Source organism: Shewanella sp. SM20 (genome assembly GCF_025654545.1).
GTDB lineage: Bacteria > Pseudomonadota > Gammaproteobacteria > Enterobacterales > Shewanellaceae > Shewanella > Shewanella oncorhynchi.
This window is the reverse complement of the sequence record NZ_JAKKRK010000031.1, coordinates 1-24,584: the sequence shown is the minus strand read 5'-3', so window position 1 is coordinate 24,584 and position 24,584 is coordinate 1. Positions and strand designations below refer to the sequence as shown.

Sequence of the window (24,584 nt, the reverse complement as noted above, 5' to 3'; positions counted from 1 at the left end):
GCGAGTGTAAACATCCTGTTTGCTTGACGCGGGTTTTATATCATATTTTGTTAAGTTGTTGGAAATCGGGAGCGTTAATGTCACAACAAGGTGCTTTTAAGCCTAAAAGTAAGCCAAGAGATTTGCAGCTTGATGGACTCAAGCTGCCACCGCATTCAATTGAGGCTGAACAATCGGTATTAGGCGGCTTGATGTTAGATGCCGAAGCGTGGGACAGGGTCGCAGAGGCTGTCGTAAAAGAGGATTTTTACTCTCGCTCACATAAGATGATCTTTTCTGCCATGCACAGATTGGTCGATTTAGGGCAACCGATCGATTTGATCACTGTTTCTGAACAGTTAGAAGTTGAGAACCAATTAGAAGATGCCGGTGGTTTTGCCTATTTAGGTGAGATTGCGAAAAATACCCCAAGTGCGGGTAATATTTTATCTTACGCTGAAATCGTCCGTGAACGTGCTGTCGTTCGTGACATGATCCGCGTCGCACATGAGATTGCAGATGCAGGCTATAACCCAGAAGGTCGGGACTCGGGTGAATTACTCGACCTGGCTGAGAGTAAAGTATTTAAGATCGCAGAGATGCGAACTAATGCTAATGAAGGTCCCGAAGGCATTAAAACTATTCTGGAAAAAACCGTTGATAAGATTGAGCAGCTTTACAATAACCCCCATAACGGTGTGACTGGAGTATCGAGCGGTTTTAACGATTTGGATAAGATGACCGCTGGTTTCCAGTCTGGCGACTTGATTATCGTTGCGGCGCGTCCTTCTATGGGTAAAACCACCTTTGCGATGAACTTGTGCGAACAGGCCGCAATGAATGAAGATAAACCCGTACTTATTTTCAGTCTCGAGATGCCGTCAGAACAGATTATGATGCGTATGTTGGCCTCCTTAGGCCGCGTCGATCAAACTAAGATCCGTACTGGTCAACTCGATGACGAAGATTGGGCGCGGGTTTCATCGACCATGGGTATCATGCTCGAGCAAGGTAAAATGTATATTGATGATGGTTCGGGATTAACCCCGACCGAAGTCCGTAGCCGCGCGCGTCGTATCGCCCGTGAGTACGGTGGTTTATCTATGATCATGATAGATTACCTGCAGTTAATGCAGGTGCCCGCCTTAAAAGATAACCGTACCTTAGAAATTTCTGAAATTTCACGCTCGCTGAAAGCATTAGCCAAAGAGTTGGAAATCCCGATTATTGCCCTGTCGCAGCTTAACCGCTCGCTCGAACAAAGGGCCGATAAACGTCCTGTTAACTCGGATTTACGTGAATCAGGCGCTATCGAGCAAGATGCGGATCTCATCATGTTTATTTATCGCGATGAAGTGTATAACAACGATTCTCAAGATAAAGGCACGGCAGAAATCATCATTGGTAAGCAACGTAACGGCCCCATTGGTCGGGTGCGGCTCACTTTCCAAGGGCAATTTTCGCGTTTCGATAATTATGCTGGGCCGCAGTTTGAAGAAGATTAATTGACGTTTAAAAACAGTCAGTTTGCGTTTGCAGAAGATGAGCTGTATTGATGTATTTTTTTATATCCGTGACTTTTTATTTCCTGAGTAAACAAGGTAAATTTTGAACCCTTTTCCCCGTGCAGAAATTAGCAGTAGTGCACTGCAAACCAATCTCGCTGCGTTGCGTCAGCAGGCACCAGCGAGTCGTGTGATGGCCGTCGTTAAAGCGAACGGTTATGGTCATGGATTATTGAATGTCGCTAATTGTTTAGTCAGTGCCGATGGCTTTGGCCTAGCACGATTGGATGAGGCCTTAGAATTACGAGCGGGCGGCGTGACAGCGCGTTTATTATTACTAGAAGGTTTTTTCCGTGCCACCGATCTTCCGTTACTCGTCGGGCATGATATTGACACTGTAGTGCACCACAGCTCTCAGCTTGAAATATTAGAGCAAACTGTGTTGTCAAAACCTGTCACTGTCTGGCTTAAAGTGGATTCAGGCATGCATCGTTTAGGTTTTACGTCCGAACAATTTTCAACGGTTTACGCAAGGTTAATGGCCTGTCCAAATGTGGCAAAACCGATCCATTTGATGACACATTTTGCCTGTGCGGACGAGCCTGAAAACACCTATACCTCAGTACAGATGGCGGCTTTTAATACGTTAACGGCAGGCTTGCCCGGATTTAGAACCTTAGCAAACTCTGCTGGTGCCTTGTATTGGCCTCAGAGCCAAGGCGATTGGATCCGTCCTGGTATCGCACTCTATGGTGTATCTCCTGTTACTGGTGATTGCGGTGCGAATCACGGGCTAGTTCCTGCGATGGAATTAGTATCACAGTTGATTGCGGTACGGGATCATAAAGCCAATCAGCCAGTGGGCTATGGTTGTTTCTGGACCGCGAAGCAAGATACTCGTTTAGGCGTAGTGGCGATTGGTTATGGTGATGGTTATCCTCGCAATGCACCGGAAGGCACACCCGTGTGGGTCAATGGTCGCCGCGTACCCATAGTCGGCCGTGTTTCTATGGACATGTTGACTGTTGACTTAGGCCAAGGGGCGCAAGATAAAGTTGGGGATAGTGCATTGCTGTGGGGTAAGGCATTACCCGTGGAGGAAGTCGCTGAACATATCGGCACTATCGCTTACGAATTAGTCACTAAGCTTACGCCAAGGGTTGCTGTTTGCTTAGCTTAACCCTGACAGATAGAATTATTCTGGGACACTTTTTAGCAAGAAAACGGTGATTAAACACCTTTTTCTTTTATGTAAAGTGTCAGGATGAATAATTGCCACTACACGAATGGTTACTGCAAATAACACTATGAATTATAGTTATTTGTTAGCGGGAGAAGTGTCGAACCTGTAGGGCTGAGATAAGCAAAATAGTGGTTTGCAGTTCACAGTTGGAGACGCAATATGTTTTGGACCTGAGGATGAAGCTGTGCTGAACTGGTGTTAGGCGGCAAAATAGACGATAAAAATACCTCAATTCAGGTTACGGTAAACCAGCCGTTCTGATCTTTGTTATCTGGCTTTAAATAAGCGAATGAAACATAAGATCCAGAGCGACAGGATAGTTAATGTATTTTGAGCTGACTGGCTTGATGCATTTAAGCTATTAGTTTTCAAAACATATTTCAATATAAGCAGTACCATGCGGGCTTGTAAATGGCATGATAATCTTAGTGCCATTAGCTTTATGGGAAATAGTATGGCCTTTTCCTGATACGACCATAGGAGTGGCCATTTCAAATTCATAGCCTTTTTGCCCCAAAAGATTTTTTGCGCCACCAGTCACCATATTCGTAATTTCGCCTACTAAGTCAGTCACTTCCTCGTTAATTTTACCCGGGTTTTCGCCCAGCATATTCTGCATTATCTGCAAAACAAGCTTTTGTTCGAAGGTAATTGACAGTGATCCTTTTGTTTGGGGTCCAACAAGACCGATTAGGCCGGATACATCACCCTTAGCTAAGTTATCTACTTTGATTTGGGGTTTGCCCGGCGTCAAATCCATACTCGCCATCGTAGATATGACATTGAGCAAAGATTGGAGGAAAGGATTAATAAAATTAACGTTCATGCCTAAGTTTGTCCTCTTTTGAGCCTAAACCATGGAGTAATGGCATTGCTTAAGGCTATTAGAAAAGTTGCTTATTGACAGCAATCTTGATCACACTCTATCAGCTTAGATGAGACAGCTATAAATGTGAGGCTAATTTAAAGATATTCTTATCATTTATCTGAGTTATAGGCAGCTAAAGCTCCATATAACCGTGTCCTTTATTGTTTAGACCGCTTTGTATGATGGTTTATAAGTTTGTTTGGAAGACGCTTATCGTCAAATAGCGTTGTTTTACGTCTCATACATACAAAAAATGGCAATATATCGGCTGGATTAGCCCCATTCATAGTGGCTCATGAGTGCCGATGCTGCAAAGTTTTTTAGCCTTTTTATGGAGTAACTCGACTTTTATTTGCACTTGAACTTGTGAGAAGGCGTTGCTACTCAACTATCTATCCCATCGCGTCTTACGTAATCCCATTTTATATGGCTATTTTCGGCATTGTGGAGTGCTATCAAAAAGGCGTCTTGGCCTTGAGTGTCTTAGCTGACTTTGTAAAAGTACGATGTTCGCTGTAAACTGTCTCACTTTTTGCTTCACCCTAACGACGCATTTGTAGTGTGTTGTTCAGTACGTGTTTTCAGGTCAATTACTGGGAACACCATCTTGAGCGCTCAATCTTATAATTTGGGATACCTCACAGGATGCCCGGCAATTAGACAAATGCACAAATGTGTAAAAACAGCTTAAAATGTGAGTGTAATGATTCAATCTAAAATGAGTAAAACCCCAGTTATATCAACTATTCCAATTGATAGAACCTTTTCAATTGCGCCCATGTTGGATTGGACGGACCGTCATTATCGTTATTTTGCACGTTTGATGTCGGCTAATGCTTTGTTGTATACGGAAATGGTGACAACAGGAGCGATATTGCATGGTCGCGGTGATTACTTGGCGTATAACCAGGAAGAACATCCTTTGGCGTTGCAGTTAGGTGGCTCTAATCCCTTAGATTTGGCTCGTTGCGCTAAACTCGCTGCTGATCGTGGCTACGATGAAGTTAACCTTAATGTGGGTTGTCCTTCCGATCGAGTGCAGAATGGTCGCTTTGGCGCGTGTCTGATGGCGGAACCTGAGTTAGTGGCTGAGTGTGTTGACGCCATGAAACAAGTCGTTGATATTCCTGTGACTGTGAAAACGCGTATCGGAATTGATGAACAAGATAGTTATGCGTTTTTAACCCAGTTTATTGATGTGGTCAGTGAAAAAGGGTGTACGGATTTTACTATCCATGCGCGTAAGGCGTGGCTTCAAGGGTTAAGCCCAAAAGAGAATCGCGAGATCCCGCCGCTCGATTATGAGCGTGTGTATCAACTTAAGCGTGATTATCCTGCACTTAATATTGGTATTAATGGCGGCGTAACAACTCTCGAGCAAGCACAAGTTCATTTAGTGCAGCTCGATGGAGTAATGATGGGGCGCGAGGCTTATCAGAATCCTTATATTCTGGCGCAGGTGGATCAAATATTGTGTGGCAGTCAAAAAGCAGTGATCAGCCGAGAGGCTGTGATTGAGGCTATGTTGCCTTATATTGAAGCGCATTTGCAGTCGGGTGGCCGGCTCAATCATATTACTCGTCATATGATAGGTTTATTTCAAGGTTTACCAGGTGCCCGTGCGTGGCGTCGTTATTTGAGTGAAAATGCCCATAAAAACGGCGCTGGGATAGAAGTGGTAAAACAGGCTTTTCAGAATATTCAGGCTGAAGTCGCTGAGTGATTTCTAATCAACTTAAAAGATGGTGAAATTTACTAATTTGAGTAGTATTTTTCACCACTTGTTATTTTCCAATCCATCCCTATATCTCATCTTGTCCACATAAAATTTTTTAAAATGATTAAAATCATGATCTTAAAAATACTTTTATAAGTTGGCACGCAGTTTGTAATACTCCTTTCGTCAAGTTAATTAATCGAAAGGGATGCCATCATGTTTACGTTAACCATTAAAAAATCAGTACAAATGAGTGTGTTATTAGGCGCGTTAGTCGGTAGCGTTGCAGCACACGCAGAAGCCGCACCAATATCAGATGTTGTGGGAACTATTGAGCAAACATTAACTGCGCAGACACAAGAATTGTTCGTCAGTGTAAAGCGTGAATTTGTGATGTCATTGCAAACACAACTGGCTGAAAGTATGTATGACTTCAACAGTCAACTTAGCTTAAACGCTGAAAATAAAGGTGAATCGGCAGGTGCCGATGAATATAGCGCTAAGTAAAGGATCTGCTTATGTGGTTTGTAGCACCTTTGATGACATTGCTACTGTTACCTGTAATTAGTCTTGCGTTGTTTTCAGGCATTATTTGCTGGTTTCAGTGGCATAGTGTTAGTGATAAATAAGTTCGCGATCAACTGAGCCGAGGTTTTAGATGAAACGATTAAAAGTGCGTATGGAGAGTCCAGAGCGATTAGTGTGTGGTGTTGCCGCTGGTATGGCATGGAAATTTGATTGGTCTTGTTTTTGGACTCGTGCGGTGTGGATTGGTGCAGTTGTATTTATGCCGGGTGTGAGTTTGTTAATTTACTTTGTTTTAGCATTGTTAGTTGACCAATGGAAAAAACCAGCCTAAGCATGCAGTGATGGCTGGTGTTGATGAGCTAATAAGTGGCTTGTTTTGATTTAAAATGATGCAGTTAAACCTATCAACAAGAGGGTACTTTGACCCTCATGCGAAAATGTATATGCATACTGCCTTGCAGACTACTTTTTCAAAAAAGCCTGAAATCTGCTTTTGGCTTCATCACTTTTTAGCCTAGCGCTAAATTGTTCAAGTTCCTGGTGCATTTGGTGTTGTACACGATTTTTATGCGGACGCATTAATTGACGTGTGATTTGTAGTGCTTGTGGCGGTTGATTGGCCAATTTTTTTGCCTGAGATAATGCATAACTGAGTAAATCTTCATGGGCCACAATTTCGTTGATCATATTGAGTCTATGGGCCGTCTCGGCATTAAAACTTTCACCAAGTAGCAGTAACTCAGCCGCTTTTTGATAACCAATGAGTTCTGGTAAGAGTAGGCTAGCCCCCGCTTCCGGCACGAGAGCCAAGTTGACGAAGGGAAGTTGAAATTTCGCCGTGTTGTCAGCGTATACCAGATCGCAATGTAGCAGTACGGTTGTACCAATACCGACGGCGGCACCAGAAACGGCAGCCACCAGAGGTTTTTTGAGTTCGAGCAGACAAAATAAGAAACGTACTGCGGGATGATTTGGCCCTAAGTCACTATTTTTCAAAAAGTCAGCAACATCATTGCCTGAGGTGAAACAATTATCTTGGCCATGGAGCATAAAGGCACGAATGTCGTTGTCTGCTTCACCTTCGATCAGGTATTCTGTCAGTTGTTTATACATATTAAGATCAAGTGCATTGCGTTTATCAGGGCGATTAAAGCTAATAATACGCACGCCCTGATCATCCTGAACCTGTATATGACTCATGGGTTGTTTCCTTTACGACGACATTGGGTAGACATGGAGTTTAAGACATTGAAACCAATATTCAAACAGCTGTTTAATTGTCTAGTTTTATCTTGTGCATCATTTTCAGCGTTGGCGAACGTAGTCATGACTGAAGGTCATATACGCGCCATGCCTGAGACAGTACCAAATACTGCCGCTTACTTTACGCTTGAAAACCACACAGATAAAGCGATTCGTCTTATCGGTGTCAGTACGACTGTGGCAAAGGATGCCCAATTACACACGATTATCGAAGACCAAGGCATGGTGAAGATGCGCCATGTTGAAGGTTTTGACATCCCCTCCCATGGCACATTAACGTTAACGCCGTCAGGGGATCACGTCATGTTGCTTGGCTTAAAAGCGCCATTGGTGTTAGAGCAACAAGTTGAACTGCAATTAGAGTTTGACGGTGGCGAGAAAATGGCAATTACCCTGCCTGTTAGTAAAGCAGTAGAAAACGCCGCAGAGCAAGAGCATCATCACCATCATTAAGGAGTCGCTTGATGCAAATTACATGGAAAAAAGTTACCGGGGTCGGTTTATTTTTAGTATTAATCGGTTATGGCGTGAGTGTATGGTGGAGTATCGAACCGGATCCGATTAGCCCTCAACAATTAACAGCATCCAATAAAAATATTGTTGGGTACGCTACCACTACATCGCTAATCCTCACTGTCGAAAATTTACTCGATAAGCAAGGTGGTTGGTTATCAAACGATGTGATGCCACCTTCCATCTTCATGGATAACATGCCCGCATTTGAATATGGTGCTTTGGAGCAAGCCCGTGATTTAGCCTTGATTATGCGTAAAGAGTTTAGCCGCTCACAGTCACAATCTGCGGCGGACAAAGATTTAGGCGAAGCCCAATCTAAGCTCAATATTGACCACACTAGCTGGTTAGTACCCAGTGCCGAAAGCGAATATCGCGATGCAATCAAATTGCTGAAGCTTTATCGTGCCCGCATGATGGACCCTAATAATCAAGATGCACAGTTTTATGCCCGTGCTGACAACCTTAATGAATGGTTGAAAGAAGTGCAGAAACGTCTGGGCAGTATGTCGCAGCGTTTATCTGCCAGCGTTGGCCAAGAGCGCTTAAATACAGACCTAGCCGGTGACAATTCGGCGCGTCAATCAACCCCAAATTTGACCAGCCATCAGGTAAAAACCAGTTGGTGGAAAATTGATGATGTCTTCTATGAGAGCCGTGGTGCTTCATGGGCGTTGTTGAACTTTATGCGCGCAGTTGAAGTTGACTTTGCTGACGTATTGAAGAAGAAAAATGCTGAAGTAAGCCTAAGACAGATCATTCGTGAGCTGGAGGCGACTCAGCAAACTGTCTGGAGCCCTGTTGTGCTGAATGGCAGCGGTTTTGGCTTAGTCGCTAATCATTCATTGGTTATGGCTAACTATGTATCCCGTGCGAATGCCGCGGTGATTGATTTAACGAACTTGCTATCTCAAGGTTAATTATGAAAAAAACTCTCCTCGCCAGTGCGGTATTAGGATTCTGTATGGCCTCATCTGCCCAAGCGGCCACTGTGGTTGGTTTCACAATTGGTGGCGACTACTGGCGCGCCGATACTAGTGGTACTTTTGCCGATAAAGGTCAACCACAACAAACATTTGATTACAGTTCATCTGCTCAAGGCAGTTATTGGATTGCAGTTGAGCACCCATTGCCATTTGTCCCTAACATTAAAATCCGTGAAAATAGCCTAGATCAGAAAGGCGGCATGTCGGATGCTGATTTCAACTTCAATGGTCATGATTTTAAAGGTAATGTGACTGCTTATACTGATTTGAGTAACACAGACTTCGTGCTGTACTACGAAATATTGGACAACGACATAGTGTCGTTGGATCTCGGTGCAGCATACAAGTTAATGAATGGTTCACTGCGTGTTCAAGATCCTGGCCATCCAGAAGAGAAAGATGTCGATAGCGGTATTGTGATGGGTTACGCCAGTACGCATGTAGGTATGCCTGGCTTAGGCTTGTACGGTTTTGCTGATTTGATGCAGGGCGTCAATGAGTCAAGCGTGCACGACTATGCAATTGGTTTAGGTTGGCAATTTGATGGTTTGGCCGTCGATACGCGTGTACGTGTAGGCTACCGTGAATTTTTATTCGATGTGAGTAATTTCTCGGGGGTGAGTGCTGATACTAAATTTAAAGGTTATTTTGCGGGTGTTGAAATCAACTTCTAATTTTGTTGATTTTAACTTCTAAGCATAAAAAAACCGCCAAATGGCGGTTTTTTATATTTAATGACTGAGAGCGTTGTTACTGTGCAATCAAGCCATTATTGATGGCGATAACATCATCTTCATTCAATGTACCTGCAGCTTGCTTTAGTGCAACAACTGAGTTGATGTAGCTATAGCGCGCATCGGATAATTTACGTTTTGAGTCGTACAAGTCACGGGTACGGTTCAAAACATCAACGATAGTACGAGTACCCACTTCGAAACCCGCTTGAGTGGCTTTTAGGGCACTTTCTGATGAAATAACAGATTGCTCATAAGCTTTGATTGAGCTGATAGAAGCACCTACGTTGTTGTAGTTATTACGAACGTTTTTCACTACACCACGGTAAATTTGCTCAAGCTTTTCACTTGCTTCAACATACTGGAATTGTGCTTCATTAACTTGTGAGCTGACTTTAAAACCTTCGAAAATCGGAATGCTTAAGTTGACACCAACGCTGACATTATCAAAATCAGGTTCGTTGAGATTCCCCATTTTTTGCTCAAGACCTTTGTTGTAACCGGCATTTAAGCTTAAAGACGGCATGTGGCCTGCTTGATAAAGCTTAATAGTCTCTTGGGCAATATCTTTACCAATACGTTGAGTCATTAAATCAACACTATTGGTTTCAGCAATTTTTAACCATTCGCTAGATGACGTTGGCGCTGGCGTAACGGCTGAGAAACGGTTGGTATCTAGCACATTAATCGTCTTGTGATCGATGCCGGTGATTTCACGTAAGGCTTCATAACTATTGGCGAGCGTGTTTTCGGCTAAAATTTCAGTGGCTGAGGCTAAGTCATATTGCGCTTGAGCTTCATGCACATCGGTAATCGCGGTTAAACCCACTGCGAAACGTTGTTTAGTTTGTTCAAGTTGACGCTCGATTGCGCGTTTTTCTGCACCTTGGAACTCGTAGTTGTCTTTCGCCGTTAATACATCGAAATAGGCTTTAGTGATACGAGTAATCAAGTTTTGTAATGCGGAAGCATAAGCGGAATCAGCTTGAGAAGCGGCTTTCTCAGCAAGACTTAAACCAACCCAAGCACTGTGATCATAGATGACTTGATTTAATTTCAGGCTACCTACTAGACCACTTGCATCATCCTTCGGATCATTCCAAGCTTTGTCATAACCGACGTTTGCACTAATGGTTGGCAACAGCGGAGCGCGGTTTTGCTCGATTTTCTCAAACAAACCATTACGCTGGGCTTGGGCTTGCAATACGAGCGGGTCGCTAGTCAGTGCTTGCTGATAAATTTGCAACAAATCATCTGCTTGCACCGCTGAAGCGGAAGCCGCAAGTGTTAATGCTGCGCATAAATTATGGATCTTAAATTTCATTTGCTGTCCTTATTAGACAAAATCCCCCCACGGAGGAATATTTTAACTTCGTTTAGACTAAGTAATGCCTTTACCAAGGCGGTTTGCGCTTCCCGACGCTTCCCGATACAGCTAAAACTTAATGACCTAGAGTCTAAGAACTCTGACACTTTCAAGTCAAATTCGAAGTGTAACAGATTTTATTTTAAAAATGTGCTCAAATTGCCTTGATTATAGGCGCAAATTTAACTTTTAAGGATAGAGTATGAAACCCCCTGTTTTTTCGCAAACGGATATTGAGATCTTAGGAAAAAAATCCCTTTATCAAGGGTTTTTCTCAATGGACGAATACACTTTCAAGCATAAATTATTCGCTGGTGGCTGGAGTAAGCCTGTCACTCGCGAAGTGTTTGAACGGGGTCATGCTGTGGTCGTCCTTCCCTATGATGCCAAGCAAGATAAAGTCGTACTCATCGAACAGGTACGCTTTCCTGCATTAGCAACCGCTAAATCTCCTTGGCTTCTTGAGTTAGTCGCGGGTATGATTGCGCCCGCAGAAACGCCTCTGGATGTTGCACACCGAGAATTAATGGAAGAAACTGGCTTAATGGCTAAGCAAATACACAGTGTAAATAGCTATTTAGCGAGCCCAGGTGGTAGTACAGAACGTTTCTATTTCTATTGGGCTGATGTCGATTCAAACGACGCCCGTGGATTGCATGGATTAGCTGAAGAGCACGAAGATATTCGATTGCATGTCATGAGCCGCGAGCAAGCTTATGAGCGAGTGGTTGCGGGCGAGATTGATAATGCGTCGACCGTTATTGGATTACAATGGTTACAATTAAACTATCAGCAACTGGTTTAAGTTGGGATGAATTTGGCTACTTCGAGTCTAAAACGGCGCTATAAACCCAACGTCAGTGATTTTTTAGCACTGTGCGGGCGTAATTATGGCTACATGTTGAAATGGTTACCGTTAGAGATAGCTATCGGTGAGTCATGGCGACTCGAAGGTGAGTTTGGTATATTAGTAGTGCGAATTTTAGAAAATACCAAATATACTCAGCTAGTTGAGATATCTCGTCCCATCGAAATCAAGGAGTTTATCAATACTCCCAAGGTGTTAGTGAGAATTTATCACGATGCTAAATTAGCAGAAGTGTTAACTGGCCAACAGATTTACCAATTACGCCCAGTGTATGATTATCCCAATGTACGCATGTATCAAAGTGATGAAAAGTACCAGGTGAATGTATTCCTGGAAGAGTTATTAAAGATTGGTTACCAACACAGTGTCGTGTGCCAGTCTTAGAATTGGGTATTCAATGTGCTGAAAGAGGCTGTCTCTTACTCCATAGCTGAAGGGGAAAGCGTGCGTATCGTGCAAGTCACTGATCCGCATCTTTTTGCCGATCCTGAAGCTCAGCTATTAGGAGTTAATACTAGCAAAAGTTTTGCTGCTGTATTAAATACGATTAGAGCTGTGGACTATCCTGCTCACTTGATGCTCGCCACGGGCGATTTGAGTCAAGACTATTCGGCTGAGTCCTATCAGCAATTTGTGAAAGCAGTCACCCCCGTTGGCTTACCTTGCCATTATCTTCCTGGAAATCATGACGATCCACGGATCATGTATCTGCACATGCAGGGTGAACAGATTTTTGGGCAGCAGCGTATTCTGGCGGGAAACTGGCAAATCCTCATGTTGGATTCAACCGTGCGGGGAAAGCCTGGCGGCAATATGGCCGAGACTCAGTTCGAATTAATTGATGAAGCCATTACCGCACATCCTGAATGCCATACTTTACTGGTGATGCATCACAATCCCATCGTTGTGAATTGTACTTGGTTGGATCAGCACTGCATGGACAATGGCGCCGAGTTTATCGCGCGAGTGGCAAAATATCCGCAGGTCAAAGGATTGCTCTGGGGACATGTGCACCAATGTATTGATACCCATCATAATGGGCCCCATGGCACGTTGCAGTTGATGGCGACACCTTCCACTTGTATTCAATTTAAGCCGTTATCGCCTTATTTTGCCTTGGATGGCGTTCAACCGGGTTATCGTTTGCTGGAGTTGAAAGCCGATGGTAGCATCAACACTAAAGTGTATCGCGTACCGGGTAACCATTTTTCCCCCGACAACAACTCTAGCGGTTATTAACGCGAATAGCCGCAGCCTGAGGAAATATGCTGCTTTATATTCACGGTTTTAATAGCTCTCCATTTTCAGATAAAGCTGTGATGACGGCTAAGTACATGGCGCGGCATCATCCTAGTGTGGCCTTCCATCAGCCCCAATTGCCTAATACACCTAAGGCTGCGATGGTGCTCTTAACCGCTTATGTTGAGGCTGCGATTGATGCCAAAGAGCCATTAGCTTATATAGGCTCATCTTTAGGTGGGTATTTCGCCAGCTATTTAGCCGAAACCTACGGTGGCAAAGCGGTGTTAGTTAATCCTGCGGTAAAACCCTTTGAGTTGTTCGATGAGTTTATGGGGCCGCAATTCAATCCTTACACTGAACAGCATTATCTTGTCTTACCTGAGCATAAGTCTGAAGTCGCTGAATTTAATACGGCTGTGATCCGCAATCCGGATCGTTTTTTGGTATTATTGCAGACAGGTGATGATGTGCTGGATTATCGCGAAGCGGTCAATAAGTATCATCACTGTCAATTGCGAGTTGAAGCGGGTGGTGATCACAGCTTTGTTGGTTATGAGTCGCATCTGCAAACTGTAAGCCAATTTTTACACTTACCTTGACAAACTGACATGCCGAGCCGCAACATGGCCGGATATAACAACCTATAGCGTGCCCTATGACAAATCAATACACCTCTGACGCCATTGAAGTTCTCAACGGACTCGATCCTGTTAAACGCCGTCCAGGTATGTATACCGACACCTCCAGACCGAACCATTTGGGCCAAGAGGTCATAGATAACAGTGTCGATGAGGCATTGGCTGGTCACGCGACAAAAATTGAAGTTGTTCTACATACAGATAACTCCCTCGAAGTCACTGATGATGGCCGTGGTATGCCAGTGGATATCCACCCAGAAGAAGGCATTCCTGGGGTTGAGTTAATTCTGACCAAATTGCATGCTGGCGGTAAATTTTCGAATAAAAACTACCAGTTCTCCGGTGGTTTACACGGTGTCGGTATCTCGGTGGTTAACGCTTTGTCGCGCCGTGTCGAAGTCACGGTTCGCCGTGATGGCCAAGTGTATGACATCGCTTTTGAAAATGGCTTTAAGGTTGAAGATTTACGCCCAACAGGGACCTGTGGCCGTCGTAATACGGGGACTCGAGTGCATTTTTGGCCCGATGCGAGCTATTTTGATTCGGCTAACTTCTCAAATTCAAAACTGATTTTTCTACTTCGTGCTAAAGCGGTACTGTGCCCAGGTTTACGGATCAAATTCACCAATAAACAGACAAACGAAGTCCATGAATGGTTCTATGAAAGCGGCCTAACTGATTATTTGAAGGCAGCGATTGGCGACAATTTAAGGTTGCCAGAAGAGCCGTTTGTCGGCTGTTTTAAGGGCCAGCTAGAAGCCGCAGATTGGGCGATTACTTGGTTGCCAGAAGGCGGTGAATCCATTGGCGAGAGTTATGTAAACTTAATTCCGACTCCGCTCGGTGGTACCCATGTGAATGGTTTCCGCCAAGGTTTATTGGAATCGATGCGCGAATTTTGTGAGTTCAGAAATTTAATTCCCCGTGGCATTAAACTTTCACCTGAAGATATTTGGGATCGCGCCGCGTTTATATTGTCGGTGAAGATGCAAGAACCGCAATTCGCTGGTCAAACAAAAGAAAAGCTTTCTAGTCGCCAATGCGCTGCTTTTGTGTCTGGCGTTGTGCGTGACGCATTCTCACTCTGGTTGAACTCAAATACCGAATTAGCTGAATCCTTAGCCGAAATGTGCATTAATAATGCCCAGAGTCGTTTAAAGGCCGCCAAAAAAGTGGCCCGCAAAAAGGTGACTTCGGGACCTGCACTGCCGGGTAAGCTGACAGACTGTAGTGGCCAAGATCCGATGCGCGGAGAGTTATTCCTCGTGGAAGGGGATTCTGCGGGTGGCAGTGCTAAACAGGCCCGCGATCGTGAGTTTCAAGCCATCATGCCGCTGCGTGGAAAAATCTTGAATACCTGGGAAGTCGATGCTTCGCAGGTGTTAGCTTCACAGGAAGTCCATGATATTTCGGTGGCGATTGGTTGCGATCCCGATAGCAGCGATATCTCTGAATTACGTTATGGCAAGATTTGTATCCTTGCGGATGCCGACTCAGACGGACTGCACATTGCTACCTTGTTATGCGCGCTATTTTTGAAGCATTACCGTATCTTAGTTGAGCAGGGTCATGTGTATATTGCTATGCCGCCGTTGTTCCGTATTGATATCGGCAAAGAGGTTTATTACGCCTTAGATGAGGCAGAAAGAGCGGGTATTTTAGACCGTATTGCCGCTGAGAATAAAAAGGGTAAGGTACAAGTCACCCGCTTTAAGGGCTTGGGTGAGATGAATCCTTTACAACTTCGTGAAACAACGATGGATCCAAACACCCGTCGTTTAGTACAGTTGACGATAGATGACATCGAAGAAACGGATGCTTTGATGGATATGTTGCTCGCTAAGAAGCGTTCGCCGGACCGTAAAAACTGGCTTGAAGATAAGGGTGACATGGCTTTACTTTAATGTTGTGCACTATTGCCGATAACAATAAAACATAGGCATAAAGAAAATTACAATGTTGTATATTAAAACTAATAATTATAATTGCTTAAAGGTGTTTTCTGCCGGTTTTACGCTCTTAGTGAGTGTGACGTTATTGCTCTGCAATAGCGCCTTTGCGGGTTCCCAATCGATCATGATTACCGTCGCTAAGGGGTTTGGTTTATCGCTTTATGCCTCGGATATTGGCGATGCTAAGCAGATGGCGATGGGGGCTAATGGCACTTTATTTGTCGGTTCCAATAAGAGCGGCACTATCCATGCTCTCGTTGATAGTAATCAAGATGGTCGTGTCGATAAGCGCTATGTGATAGCCAAAGGGCTTGAATCACCCGATGCGATTGCATTCCACAATGGTGACTTGTTTGTCGCCACTGAAAATCAAATAGTGCGCTTTGTTGATATTGAGCAAAGATTGCGCCGCCCGAGTCGACCCAAAGAGATTTACAGTGACTTGCCTTACTCAGAGAAGAAAAGTTCTCGGGCAATTAATTTTGGCCCAGATGGCCGTTTATATGTGTCTATTGGTGCGCCCTGTAACGTCTGTGAAGCGCCAGTGCCTTACAGTAGTATCATAGCGATCAATGTTGATACAGGCGCGAGTGAGCAGATTGCGGCTGGTGTGCGAGATGCAAGTGGATTTGATTGGTCGCCAATAGACAAAAAATTATGGTTTGCCGATCAAGGCCGTGATTGGATGGGGGACAACTTGCCACCCGATGAGATTAACCGCATTGATGTCATAGGGAGTCATTATGGCTTCCCTTATTTACATGCCAGTAGTGTTGTCGAACCCGCCTATGAAAAACCGAAAAATTTAAAAATCACTCTGCCAATGTATGAGTTGCCAGCCCATGTTGCACCCACGGGACTTGCATTTTATCGCGGCAGTCAATTTCCCGATATTTACCATAATCAGTTGTTTGTCGCCGAAAATGGCTCGTGGAATCGTTCGAGTAAAGTTGGCTATCAAGTGGTGATGTTGAAGATTGAAGATCAAAAAGTGGTGAGTCGTGAAACGGTTGTTAGTTTCCTTGACGGTGAATTTCCCGTTGCTCGACCCTTTGCGCTGTTATCGGCATCCGATGGTGCTATGTACATCTCCGATGATTTAAAAGGTAACGTGTATCGCTTGTTTTATAAGGGCGATAGTACTGAAGAAACACAGGAACTAGAAGAAAATGAGTGACGCTATCAAGTTAAGTCTCGATGGGGTAGAGCAAATGCCATTGCGGCGCTTTACCGAAGAGGCTTATCTGAACTATTCCATGTACGTCATTATGGACCGAGCCCTGCCACACATTGGTGATGGACTTAAACCGGTACAGCGTCGAATTATCTATGCGATGAGTGAGTTAGGTTTGTCGGCTCAATCTAAGCATAAAAAGTCGGCTCGTACGGTTGGTGACGTATTAGGTAAATACCATCCTCACGGCGATAGTGCCTGTTATGAGGCTATGGTATTGATGGCGCAGCCATTTTCATATCGCTACCCGTTAGTCGATGGCCAAGGTAACTGGGGTGCCCCCGATGATCCTAAGTCATTTGCGGCTATGCGTTATACCGAAGCACGTCTCTCTAAATTCTCTGAAGTGTTACTCAGTGAACTGGGGCAAGGTACGGTTGAATGGGGTGCTAATTTCGATGGCACGTTAAAAGAGCCAAAAGTACTGCCGGCACGTTTACCGCATATTTTACTCAATGGTATTACTGGTATTGCCGTAGGTATGGCGACGGATATTCCGCCGCATAACGTGAGAGAATTAGTCTCCGCCTGCGTAGCATTGCTCGATGATCCTAAGCTTGAACTCGAGCAATTGATGGCCTTTGTACCAGGCCCTGATTATCCAACTGAAGCCGAGATTATTACCCCGTCTGCCGATATTGCAAAAATTTATGAGTCGGGCCGTGGGTCATTAAGAGCACGTGCGGTTTACACTGTCGATGGCGGTGAAATCATTATAACGGCGCTGCCGCATCAAGCCAGTAGCGGTAAAATCTTAGAGCAAATCGCCGGTCAAATGCAGGCGAAGAAATTGCCTATGGTGGCCGATTTACGCGATGAGTCGGATCATGAAAACCCAGTGCGTCTTGTGGTGGTGCCGCGCTCCAATCGCGTCGATTGCGATCAACTGATGGCGCATTTGTTTGCCACCACAGATTTAGAAAAGAGCTTTAGAGTTAACTTAAACGTGCTGGGTCTCGATGGACGTCCGCGAGTTAAAGGGTTGAAAACCTTATTAACTGAGTGGTTAGAGTTCCGCGTTGATACGGTTAAACGTCGTTTAGAATATCGTTTAGACAAGGTGGTATCGCGGTTACATATACTCGAAGCCCTAATGATCGCTTTCCTCAACATTGATGAAGTGATCGAGATTATTCGTTTTCACGATGATCCTAAAGCCGAGTTGATGGCCCGTTTTTCACTCAGTGATAAACAAGCCGAATCGATCCTCGAGTTAAAGTTACGGCATTTAGCTAAGTTAGAAGAATTTAAGATCACGGCCGAACAAAATGAGCTTGAAGCCGAACGCGAAAAACTGGAGCAGTTATTGGGCTCAGAGCGTCGCTTGAAGACGTTGATCAAGAAAGAATTAATTCAAGATGCCGAAACCTATGGCGATAATCGTCGCTCGCCAATCGTATTGCGTAATGAGTCCAAAGCATTAACTGAACAAGAGTTAACACCGACAGAAGCCGTGACGGTTGTCTTATCTGAAAAAGGTTGGGTGCGTTGTGCTAAGGGCCACGATATCGATCCTTTGTCGCTCTCCTATAAGTCTGGCGACCAATATCTATGTAGCGCGATGGGACGTAGCAATCAGGCCGCAGTGTTTATTGATTCGTCTGGGCGGGCTTTTGCGACGGATAGCCATACTCTGCCATCGGCCCGTAGCCAAGGTGAGCCTATTACGACTCGCTTCAATATGGCACCTGGCGAAACCATGCAGCATGTGTTGATGGGTGAAGAAGACCAATGTTACTTGTTAGCAACGGATGCGGGTTACGGTTTTATTTGTTCATACAACGATATGGTGTCGCGCAATAAGGCAGGTAAAGCCTTGCTGAGTCTACCAACAAACGCTAAATCATTAACGCCTAAGTTGATCGACCGCACTAAAGAAATGTCACTGCTAGCGATCACAAACGAAGGGCGGATGTTACTGTTTTCGCTAGAAGCGTTACCGCAATTATCCAAGGGTAAAGGTAATAAAATTATTGGCATACCAACCGAAAGGGCCAAGAGTCGCGATGAACTTATGACGCATTTACAATTAGTGCCTAGTGATACGCCGGTTACCTTGTGGGCAGGTAAGCGCAAACTCACACTGAAGCCAAGCGATCTTGAGCATTATCGAGGTGAACGTGGTCGTCGTGGTGCTAAATTGCCTAGAGGATTACAACGTGTCGATAGCGTTGAATTAGGTGACGGTGGTGATGCTTTAGCGAGCATCTAATGCTTTGTAATGGTTTCAATGCTGTAAAGAATTAAATGGGTTAACTAAAACCACCTTAGTTTGGCTTAGGTGGTTTTTTATTTTTGGCGCTTTTGGATTAGATTTGAGACATAAAAAAACCTACTGTATCGCTACAGTAGGTTTTTAATTTATCTCTTGGTTAAGAGATTAGAAGTCGTAACGTACGCCTACAGAGAATACGTTGTCATCTTGTAGATCTGTTTTAGCATTAGCAACAGTAAAATCACCACGGTACATAGCGTATTGACCATAGATCATAGTTGATTTCGCTACGCGATAATCAGCACCAATGTTGAAGTTTTGGAAATTGATGTCATCAGCACCTTTTACGCCGCCCAGTTTAGTGTAAGCGCCACCTAAACCAGCTTCATCAATGCCGTATTCAGCCTTCAGGTTTACACCGTTCAGATCATAAGAAACGTTAACAAAGTAAGTGTTACCTTCGATGTCATTGTTCACAACATCTTCAGAGTTTTGGAATAAACCACCAACTTTGAATTGACCGAATTTTGCTTGGCCAACTAAACGGTATGCATCAACACCCGCGATGCCTTTGTTATAGGCTACTGCAGCGTAGTAGTTTTGCTCTTTAAACTTGCTGTCACCTAGAGTTGCGCTTAATGCATATAGGCTTTCAGAAGTCTTAGCTGTAGTGTCGTTATCATCAAATTGATAGTTAGCGTTTAATGTCACTAAGCCTGCAATTTTTGGTGAATAGTACCAAGCACCATCGGCAGTACGAGTTTGGGCACTGACTAAACGGTCGATATCGGCGTTAGTGTTACCGAAAATATCCACAGCACCTTCGGCTTGTTTGAATACTGAGTCATTACGACCCACTAACACAGTACCAGCGTTAGTTTTTAAACCTAAGAAAGTGTTACGTGCTTTGAAAACATCACCTGCACCAGAAGTGTTTTCAACTTGGAATTCCATTTGGTAGATAACGTCAAAGCCATCAGCGATTTTTTCTGAGCCTTTAACACCTAATAGAGAGAAGTTATTTTCTAAATAAGTACCTGCGTTATTTTCATCGGCATAGTTTGCATTTAAGCCGTTAGTACCTGATTGTAGAGTGGCACCTGTGTCAGTATGGGTTAGAGCAAGCTCTAAACGACCATAGAAGCTTGGGCCTTCGGCTAGCGCACCGAATGAAGCCAATGCCAATACTGATGCAACTGATGCAGAGATGAATGTCTTTTTCATGTTTTGTGCTCCCTCGAACCTAAGTTCTTATCCATTTTTCATGGTTTTTGTGTGGTTTAACGCATTTGCTACCTGAGTCGGTAACAAAGTTGCCGCCGATTTTTACAGTTTTACGACTCGCAGGCTGTGGCGCAGATCATGTTTTTGGCTCTCCTTGCCTATATTCGGGCCATTTCTGGGATCTTTCCTTATATCTTGACTGCAAATTTACCTGAAAGGGGTAAAACTCTATTTTTCACTTACTACTTAAGTGGTAGGTAAGGCGGATTGCCTTAGATAGTGCGTCGGCGAGGGTAACTGTAGCATATACTAATGCTGTAGCAAGTCTGTCATATTGGTTATAGATTTGTGTTTGGGGGCGATATCTAAGCAGAAAAAGCGGCCGAAGCCGCTTTTTTATCAATAAATAACCTTGGGGTTAGTTGATTAATCTATTTAAAAATCAACGCGTAAACCAACAGTAAAGATGTTGTCATTCAGGTCTTGCTTTACATCGGCCAACATAAGATCGCCATCGAAGCGTGTGTAGTGACCATAGACCATAGTCTTAGTGCTCAGGCGGTAATCAGCTCCCACACTGAACTGTTGCAGGTCAACATCACGGACCTGTTCTAGGCCACTGTTGTTTTGGTCACCAACATAACGGCTCACGTACTTGCCTAGACCTGAGTCATCTTTGCCGTACATCATCTTTAGTTTTAAGTCGCCAATTAAGTAGGCTGCGTTGACAAAATAGGTATCGCCTGAGAGATTGGCAAACTTATCATCCACATGCTCACTGTGTTGATATAAGGCACCTAAGATTACGTCACCGAATTTAGCTTGGGCCACACCACGATAGGCTTCAACGTTATCAATACCATCACTATAGGCGGCAGCGACATAGTAGTTTTGTGCTTTAAGGGCTTTATCCCCTAAGGTGGCGCTCAGAGCATACATTTGATCTTTGCTATACACGTCGTTGCCATTGCTATCCACTTGGTCATAGTTATCACTCATCAGATAAGTGGCATTAAGCGTCACGAGATCGGCAATTTTAGGTGAATAGTAAGAAATGCCATCGGCGGAGCGTGTTTGGCCTGCAACCAGTAAGTCGATATCAGCATTGGTATTACCGAAAAGATCGAAGCTACCTTCAGCTGCTTTAAATACGGTATCGTTACGACCCACTAAAGCCGTACCTACGGCACTTTTGATACCTAGGAATGTATTACGGGCATTGAAGGTTTTATTTGAGTTATCAAAGTTTTCGACACCAAATTCCATTTGATAAATGATGTCAAAGTAAGGGCTTACAGCTTCAGAACCTTTTACGCCTAACCAAGAGAAGTTGTTTTCAAGAACAGTGCCCTCCTTTTGGTTTTGAGTTGCATAACCTGTGTCTGAATTGGTAATGGCAAGATCAGCATGACCATAGAATTCAGGGCCATCGGCGAGTGCTGTGAATGAATAGAGTGTGAGGCTAGAAATAATAGCCGTCGTCAGTAGATTCTTTTTCATCTTCATTTTCCTGTGCTTATCGCTGTTATATGCATTGATAACTTCAGTATCTATGCATGCTGTTGAGCTTTTGTGTGGCAAAGTCTGCACAGACTTGAAATGATAAAGTGTGATCCTGATCAAGTTTTATATAAAGGGCGGCTTATTCAACATATTGTTTTACAAGTGAAATACAGGTTTTTATTAAGTCGATTACCAAATGACTCGATTGTAAATGATGGGCCTTTGCTTTTATTACACTCATTTAGTATTCGTATCCCTTTGCATCTAGTGTTTGGTGGCTGAGGATCTGATTTCGGTTTATGTCGATATCGTTTAGAATCCACGGCACATTTCTGGTGTTGCTATTAAGCTGCCCCTGTTGGCATCCATTCGATGCTAGGGCAAGCGCTCCTGCTGTTATTGGGTAATATAAGGTAAGTATTTATGACTGAGGCCTATCTAAATCGATTTGGCGGAATTGGCCGTTTGTATGGACAAAAGGCGTTGGCTAAATTTGCCACATCCCATGTGATGGTAATTGGCATTGGTGGCGTCGGTACTTGGGCGGCAGAGGCCTTAGCGCGGAGCGGCATAGGGCAGATAAGCTTGATAGATTTAGATGATATCTGTGTCACTAATACTAACCGACAAATACATGCTCTTAGCTCCACCATCGGCGGTTCTAAAGTTGCTGTGATGGCACAACGGATCCGTGAAATTAATCCTGATTGCCAAGTGAATGAAATTGAAGATTTTATTACATTGGATAATCTAGGCGAGTATTTGCTTGGAGCTAAAGAGGGTGGCAATATTGATTATGTTATTGATTGTATTGATGCCGTTAAGCAGAAGGCTGCGTTAATTGCTTGGTGTAAACGTCAAAAAATTAAGATAGTGACAGTGGGCGGTGCGGGTGGACAGACAGATCCGACGCAAATTCAGTTAACTGATCTCGCTAAAACCTACCAAGATCCTTTGCTAGCCAAAGTGCGTAATATTTTGCGCCGCGAGTATAACTTCTCTAAAAACGTGCAACGCCGGTTTGCTATCGATGCTGTTTTTTCCAGTGAGCAGTTAGTGTATCCCCAAGCCGATGGCTCAGTGTGCGGTACTAAAGCGGCGGCTGATGGCAGCATGAGGATGGATTGTGCTTCTGGTTTTGGGGCTGTGACTATGGTCACTGGGACATTTGGTTTTGTGGCGGCAAGTCGCGTGTTAGCGCGATTGGCACAGCAGGCTCAAGAGGCGGTTTAAACTCTTAATCTAGATTCAGCCAAGATATCACCGCTTTCAAGGGCGGTGATACCCCTTCAATATTATGTAATTTCATTAGGTTATAGTTAGATATAAAAATCTTGTTGATTATTGACTGGTTCACATTGAGTGTATGGAAATTTAATATCAAATTGTGGGCCGCCTAGTTTTGAGTCTGCGCGATAACTCATAGTGCCTTTCAACAGTGTTGCGGCATTAAAGGCCGCTGATAATCCTAAGCCAGTACCACCTTTATTACGATTTGTAGTAAAGAAGGGTTCGAACATGTGCTCAGCAACATCGGCTGGAATGGCTAAGCCATTATTTTGAATGCTGATTTGAATTGATTCTTCATCCAAAGTCGCACTAATGTGGATAAGATTGTCTTCATGTCCTTGGAATGCATGGGTAAAGGCGTTCGAGAGAATATTACTAACAATTTGATTTAACAAATAGAGGGTGTAACAGATTCTGTGTAACTGCAATTTAGTTAATATGCTTCACAATTCTGTCTTCGAACTCAATAATAAATCGGCTCATCGCAGTACGCCAGTTTTGAATGGGCATGGTCCATTTTTTACTGGCTTCTTTTATGGCAAGGTAAATCATTTTCTTGGCCGAGTCATCATTAGGAAACACCTTACGTTTTTTCAACGCTCTCCTAATCACGCTATTTAATGACTCAATGGCATTGGTCGTGTAGATAGCCTTACGAATATCCTGAGGGTAGTTGAAGAACGTAGTTAAGTTATGCCAATGGTTATGCCACGACTTGCTGATTTGAGGGTATTGGTCATCCCAGGCATTGCTGAAATGCTCGAGTTCGAGTAACGCTTCTTCCTCCGTAGCGGACTGGTAGATGCTTTTAAGACCAGCGGTTACCGCCTTATAGTCTTTCCACGATACGTACTTTAACGAGTTCCTAATCATATGCACGATACAGAGTTGGACATGAGTGGTTGGATAAACGGTATTTATGGCGTCAGGGAAGCCTTTTAGGCCATCTACGCAAGCGATGAGAATGTCCTCAACGCCTCGTTGTTGCAGCTCAGTGAGTACACCTAGCCAGAACTTAGCGCCTTCATTTTCCGCTATCCAAAGCCCCATCAGCTCTTTGTGGCCTTCAAGGTTAACACCTAGCGCTAAGAAAATAGATTTGTTGATAACCCGCTTATCCTGACGGATTTTTACGACGATGCAATCAAGGTAAACTATGGGGTAAATGGCATCTAAAGGCCGGCTCTGCCACTCTACCACTTGCTCGAGAACGGCATTGGTTACACGAGAAACCAACGTTGGCGATATATCTGCGCCGTACCATTCATCAAAGGCTTGAACGATATCGCGGGTACTCATGCCTTGAGCGTAGAGCCACAATATTTTATCGTCCATCGAGGTAAATCTGGACTGGTGCTTTTTGACCAATTTAGGCTCAAAGCTGCCGTCACGGTCTCGTGGCGTATCAAGCTCAAACTGGCCATCTTCAGTCTGAATACGCTTACTGGTTTTACCGTTACGGCTATTAGTTGAGGTAGATTTTTGATGCTTATCATAGCCGAGGTGCTCGTCCATTTCGGCATTAAGGGCGGCCTCAACCGTTATCTTTTTAAGCATTTGACTGAATTGATTTAAGTCTTCAGGTGTTTTAATGCTTTTAGCTGCTTCTTTAGCAAAAGCTTCAATATCTTTGTTGTTCATGAGTAATCTGCCTATCCTTGACTCTCTATAGAGTACTTTTTGATAAGCAGTTACACAAAATTAGTTACAGTCTCT

General features: G+C 44.0%; 22 protein-coding genes and 1 pseudogene. 16 read left to right on the top strand and 7 right to left on the bottom strand.

Annotation, left to right across the window (positions count from 1 at the left end; genetic code table 11):
- The first annotated feature begins 77 nt into the window (after positions 1-77).
- Together dnaB and alr are read left to right on the top strand one after the other, a co-directional pair.
- Positions 78-1,484 carry a replicative DNA helicase gene (dnaB, locus tag L5M18_RS13910; protein WP_105251415.1) on the top strand — a complete coding sequence of 469 codons (1,407 nt, stop codon included), beginning with the start codon at positions 78-80 and terminating at the stop codon, positions 1,482-1,484.
- Between the two features lie 103 nt (positions 1,485-1,587).
- Positions 1,588-2,664 carry an alanine racemase gene (gene alr, locus L5M18_RS13905; protein WP_263197399.1) on the top strand — a complete coding sequence of 359 codons (1,077 nt, stop codon included), beginning with the start codon at positions 1,588-1,590 and terminating at the stop codon, positions 2,662-2,664.
- A gap of 424 nt (positions 2,665-3,088) precedes the next feature.
- On the opposite strand, the gene L5M18_RS13900 is transcribed toward alr, so the two are convergent.
- On the bottom strand, positions 3,089-3,553 hold the full coding sequence (locus tag L5M18_RS13900; RefSeq protein WP_105251417.1) for a chemotaxis protein CheX: 465 nt from the start codon (positions 3,551-3,553) through the stop codon (positions 3,089-3,091).
- Between the two features lie 745 nt (positions 3,554-4,298).
- Between L5M18_RS13900 and dusA the strand changes: the two genes are divergently transcribed.
- The 3 genes from dusA (at position 4,299) to L5M18_RS13885 (ending at position 6,171) form a co-directional block, all read left to right on the top strand.
- Entirely contained in the window at positions 4,299-5,318 is a 1,020-nt protein-coding gene (gene dusA / locus L5M18_RS13895) for a tRNA dihydrouridine(20/20a) synthase DusA (RefSeq protein WP_263197397.1), read from the top strand.
- Positions 5,319-5,528: 210 nt separating this feature from the next.
- Positions 5,529-5,819 (top strand): hypothetical protein, encoded by a 291-nt coding sequence (locus L5M18_RS13890; protein WP_263185669.1) that lies wholly within the window; start codon positions 5,529-5,531, stop codon positions 5,817-5,819.
- Positions 5,820-5,970: 151 nt separating this feature from the next.
- The gene (locus L5M18_RS13885) at positions 5,971-6,171 is read left to right on the top strand and encodes a PspC domain-containing protein (protein WP_263197396.1); all 201 of its coding nucleotides are present in this window, start codon (positions 5,971-5,973) and stop codon (positions 6,169-6,171) included.
- 131 nt (positions 6,172-6,302) lie between these two features.
- Here L5M18_RS13885 and L5M18_RS13880 read toward each other — a convergent pair whose 3' ends face one another.
- Complete coding sequence (locus L5M18_RS13880; RefSeq protein ID WP_028761866.1) at positions 6,303-7,040, bottom strand: enoyl-CoA hydratase; 738 nt, start codon at positions 7,038-7,040, stop codon at positions 6,303-6,305.
- 33 nt (positions 7,041-7,073) lie between these two features.
- On the opposite strand from L5M18_RS13880, the gene L5M18_RS13875 reads away from it, so the two are divergent.
- Genes L5M18_RS13875 through L5M18_RS13865 form a run of 3 tightly spaced genes read left to right on the top strand, consistent with a single transcriptional unit; the run spans position 7,074 to position 9,276 of the window.
- Positions 7,074-7,556, top strand: a complete 483-nt coding sequence (locus L5M18_RS13875; RefSeq protein WP_113941529.1) for a copper chaperone PCu(A)C — start codon at positions 7,074-7,076, stop codon at positions 7,554-7,556.
- Positions 7,557-7,567: 11 nt separating this feature from the next.
- Positions 7,568-8,536 (top strand): DUF2333 family protein, encoded by a 969-nt coding sequence (locus tag L5M18_RS13870; RefSeq protein ID WP_105251468.1) that lies wholly within the window; start codon positions 7,568-7,570, stop codon positions 8,534-8,536.
- Positions 8,537-8,538: 2 nt separating this feature from the next.
- Positions 8,539-9,276 (top strand): TIGR04219 family outer membrane beta-barrel protein, encoded by a 738-nt coding sequence (locus L5M18_RS13865; protein ID WP_131524113.1) that lies wholly within the window; start codon positions 8,539-8,541, stop codon positions 9,274-9,276.
- Positions 9,277-9,352: 76 nt separating this feature from the next.
- Here the strand turns inward: L5M18_RS13865 and tolC are convergent, their stop codons facing one another.
- Positions 9,353-10,660, bottom strand: a complete 1,308-nt coding sequence (tolC, locus tag L5M18_RS13860; protein WP_105251469.1) for an outer membrane channel protein TolC — start codon at positions 10,658-10,660, stop codon at positions 9,353-9,355.
- A gap of 244 nt (positions 10,661-10,904) precedes the next feature.
- On the opposite strand from tolC, the gene nudF reads away from it, so the two are divergent.
- The 7 genes from nudF to parC are packed head-to-tail and all read left to right on the top strand — an operon-like array spanning position 10,905 to position 18,848.
- Positions 10,905-11,507: an ADP-ribose diphosphatase gene (gene nudF / locus L5M18_RS13855; protein WP_028759445.1), complete on the top strand. Its 603-nt coding sequence runs from the start codon at positions 10,905-10,907 to the stop codon at positions 11,505-11,507.
- Positions 11,508-11,513: 6 nt separating this feature from the next.
- On the top strand, positions 11,514-11,954 hold the full coding sequence (locus tag L5M18_RS13850) for a DUF1249 domain-containing protein (RefSeq protein WP_263197395.1): 441 nt from the start codon (positions 11,514-11,516) through the stop codon (positions 11,952-11,954).
- A gap of 15 nt (positions 11,955-11,969) precedes the next feature.
- Entirely contained in the window at positions 11,970-12,809 is an 840-nt protein-coding gene (gene cpdA / locus L5M18_RS13845; protein WP_173246864.1) for a 3',5'-cyclic-AMP phosphodiesterase, read from the top strand.
- Between the two features lie 26 nt (positions 12,810-12,835).
- Positions 12,836-13,411, top strand: a complete 576-nt coding sequence (locus L5M18_RS13840) for a YqiA/YcfP family alpha/beta fold hydrolase (RefSeq protein ID WP_105251472.1) — start codon at positions 12,836-12,838, stop codon at positions 13,409-13,411.
- 56 nt (positions 13,412-13,467) lie between these two features.
- Entirely contained in the window at positions 13,468-15,354 is a 1,887-nt protein-coding gene (parE, locus tag L5M18_RS13835; RefSeq protein ID WP_263197392.1) for a DNA topoisomerase IV subunit B, read from the top strand.
- A gap of 52 nt (positions 15,355-15,406) precedes the next feature.
- Complete coding sequence (locus tag L5M18_RS13830) at positions 15,407-16,579, top strand: PQQ-dependent sugar dehydrogenase (protein WP_263197390.1); 1,173 nt, start codon at positions 15,407-15,409, stop codon at positions 16,577-16,579.
- Positions 16,572-18,848 (top strand): DNA topoisomerase IV subunit A, encoded by a 2,277-nt coding sequence (parC, locus tag L5M18_RS13825; RefSeq protein WP_105251475.1) that lies wholly within the window; start codon positions 16,572-16,574, stop codon positions 18,846-18,848. The genes L5M18_RS13830 and parC overlap by 8 nt, the downstream gene beginning before the upstream one ends.
- A gap of 168 nt (positions 18,849-19,016) precedes the next feature.
- Here the strand turns inward: parC and L5M18_RS13820 are convergent, their stop codons facing one another.
- Positions 19,017-20,075, bottom strand: coding sequence for a porin (locus L5M18_RS13820; protein ID WP_263197389.1), 1,059 nt, complete (start codon positions 20,073-20,075; stop codon positions 19,017-19,019).
- Between the two features lie 435 nt (positions 20,076-20,510).
- A complete protein-coding gene (locus tag L5M18_RS13815) occupies positions 20,511-21,575 on the bottom strand; it encodes a porin (protein ID WP_263197387.1) in 1,065 nt (354 codons plus the stop codon).
- A gap of 426 nt (positions 21,576-22,001) precedes the next feature.
- On the opposite strand from L5M18_RS13815, the gene tcdA reads away from it, so the two are divergent.
- Positions 22,002-22,811 carry a tRNA cyclic N6-threonylcarbamoyladenosine(37) synthase TcdA gene (tcdA, locus tag L5M18_RS13810; protein ID WP_219255115.1) on the top strand — a complete coding sequence of 270 codons (810 nt, stop codon included), beginning with the start codon at positions 22,002-22,004 and terminating at the stop codon, positions 22,809-22,811.
- Between the two features lie 86 nt (positions 22,812-22,897).
- On the opposite strand, the pseudogene L5M18_RS13805 reads toward tcdA, so the two are convergent.
- Positions 22,898-23,263, bottom strand: a pseudogene (locus L5M18_RS13805) (ATP-binding protein); the annotation flags it as partial.
- 34 nt (positions 23,264-23,297) lie between these two features.
- Positions 23,298-24,509, bottom strand: a complete 1,212-nt coding sequence (locus L5M18_RS13800) for an IS256 family transposase (protein ID WP_263195317.1) — start codon at positions 24,507-24,509, stop codon at positions 23,298-23,300.
- Positions 24,510-24,584 lie beyond the last annotated feature (75 nt).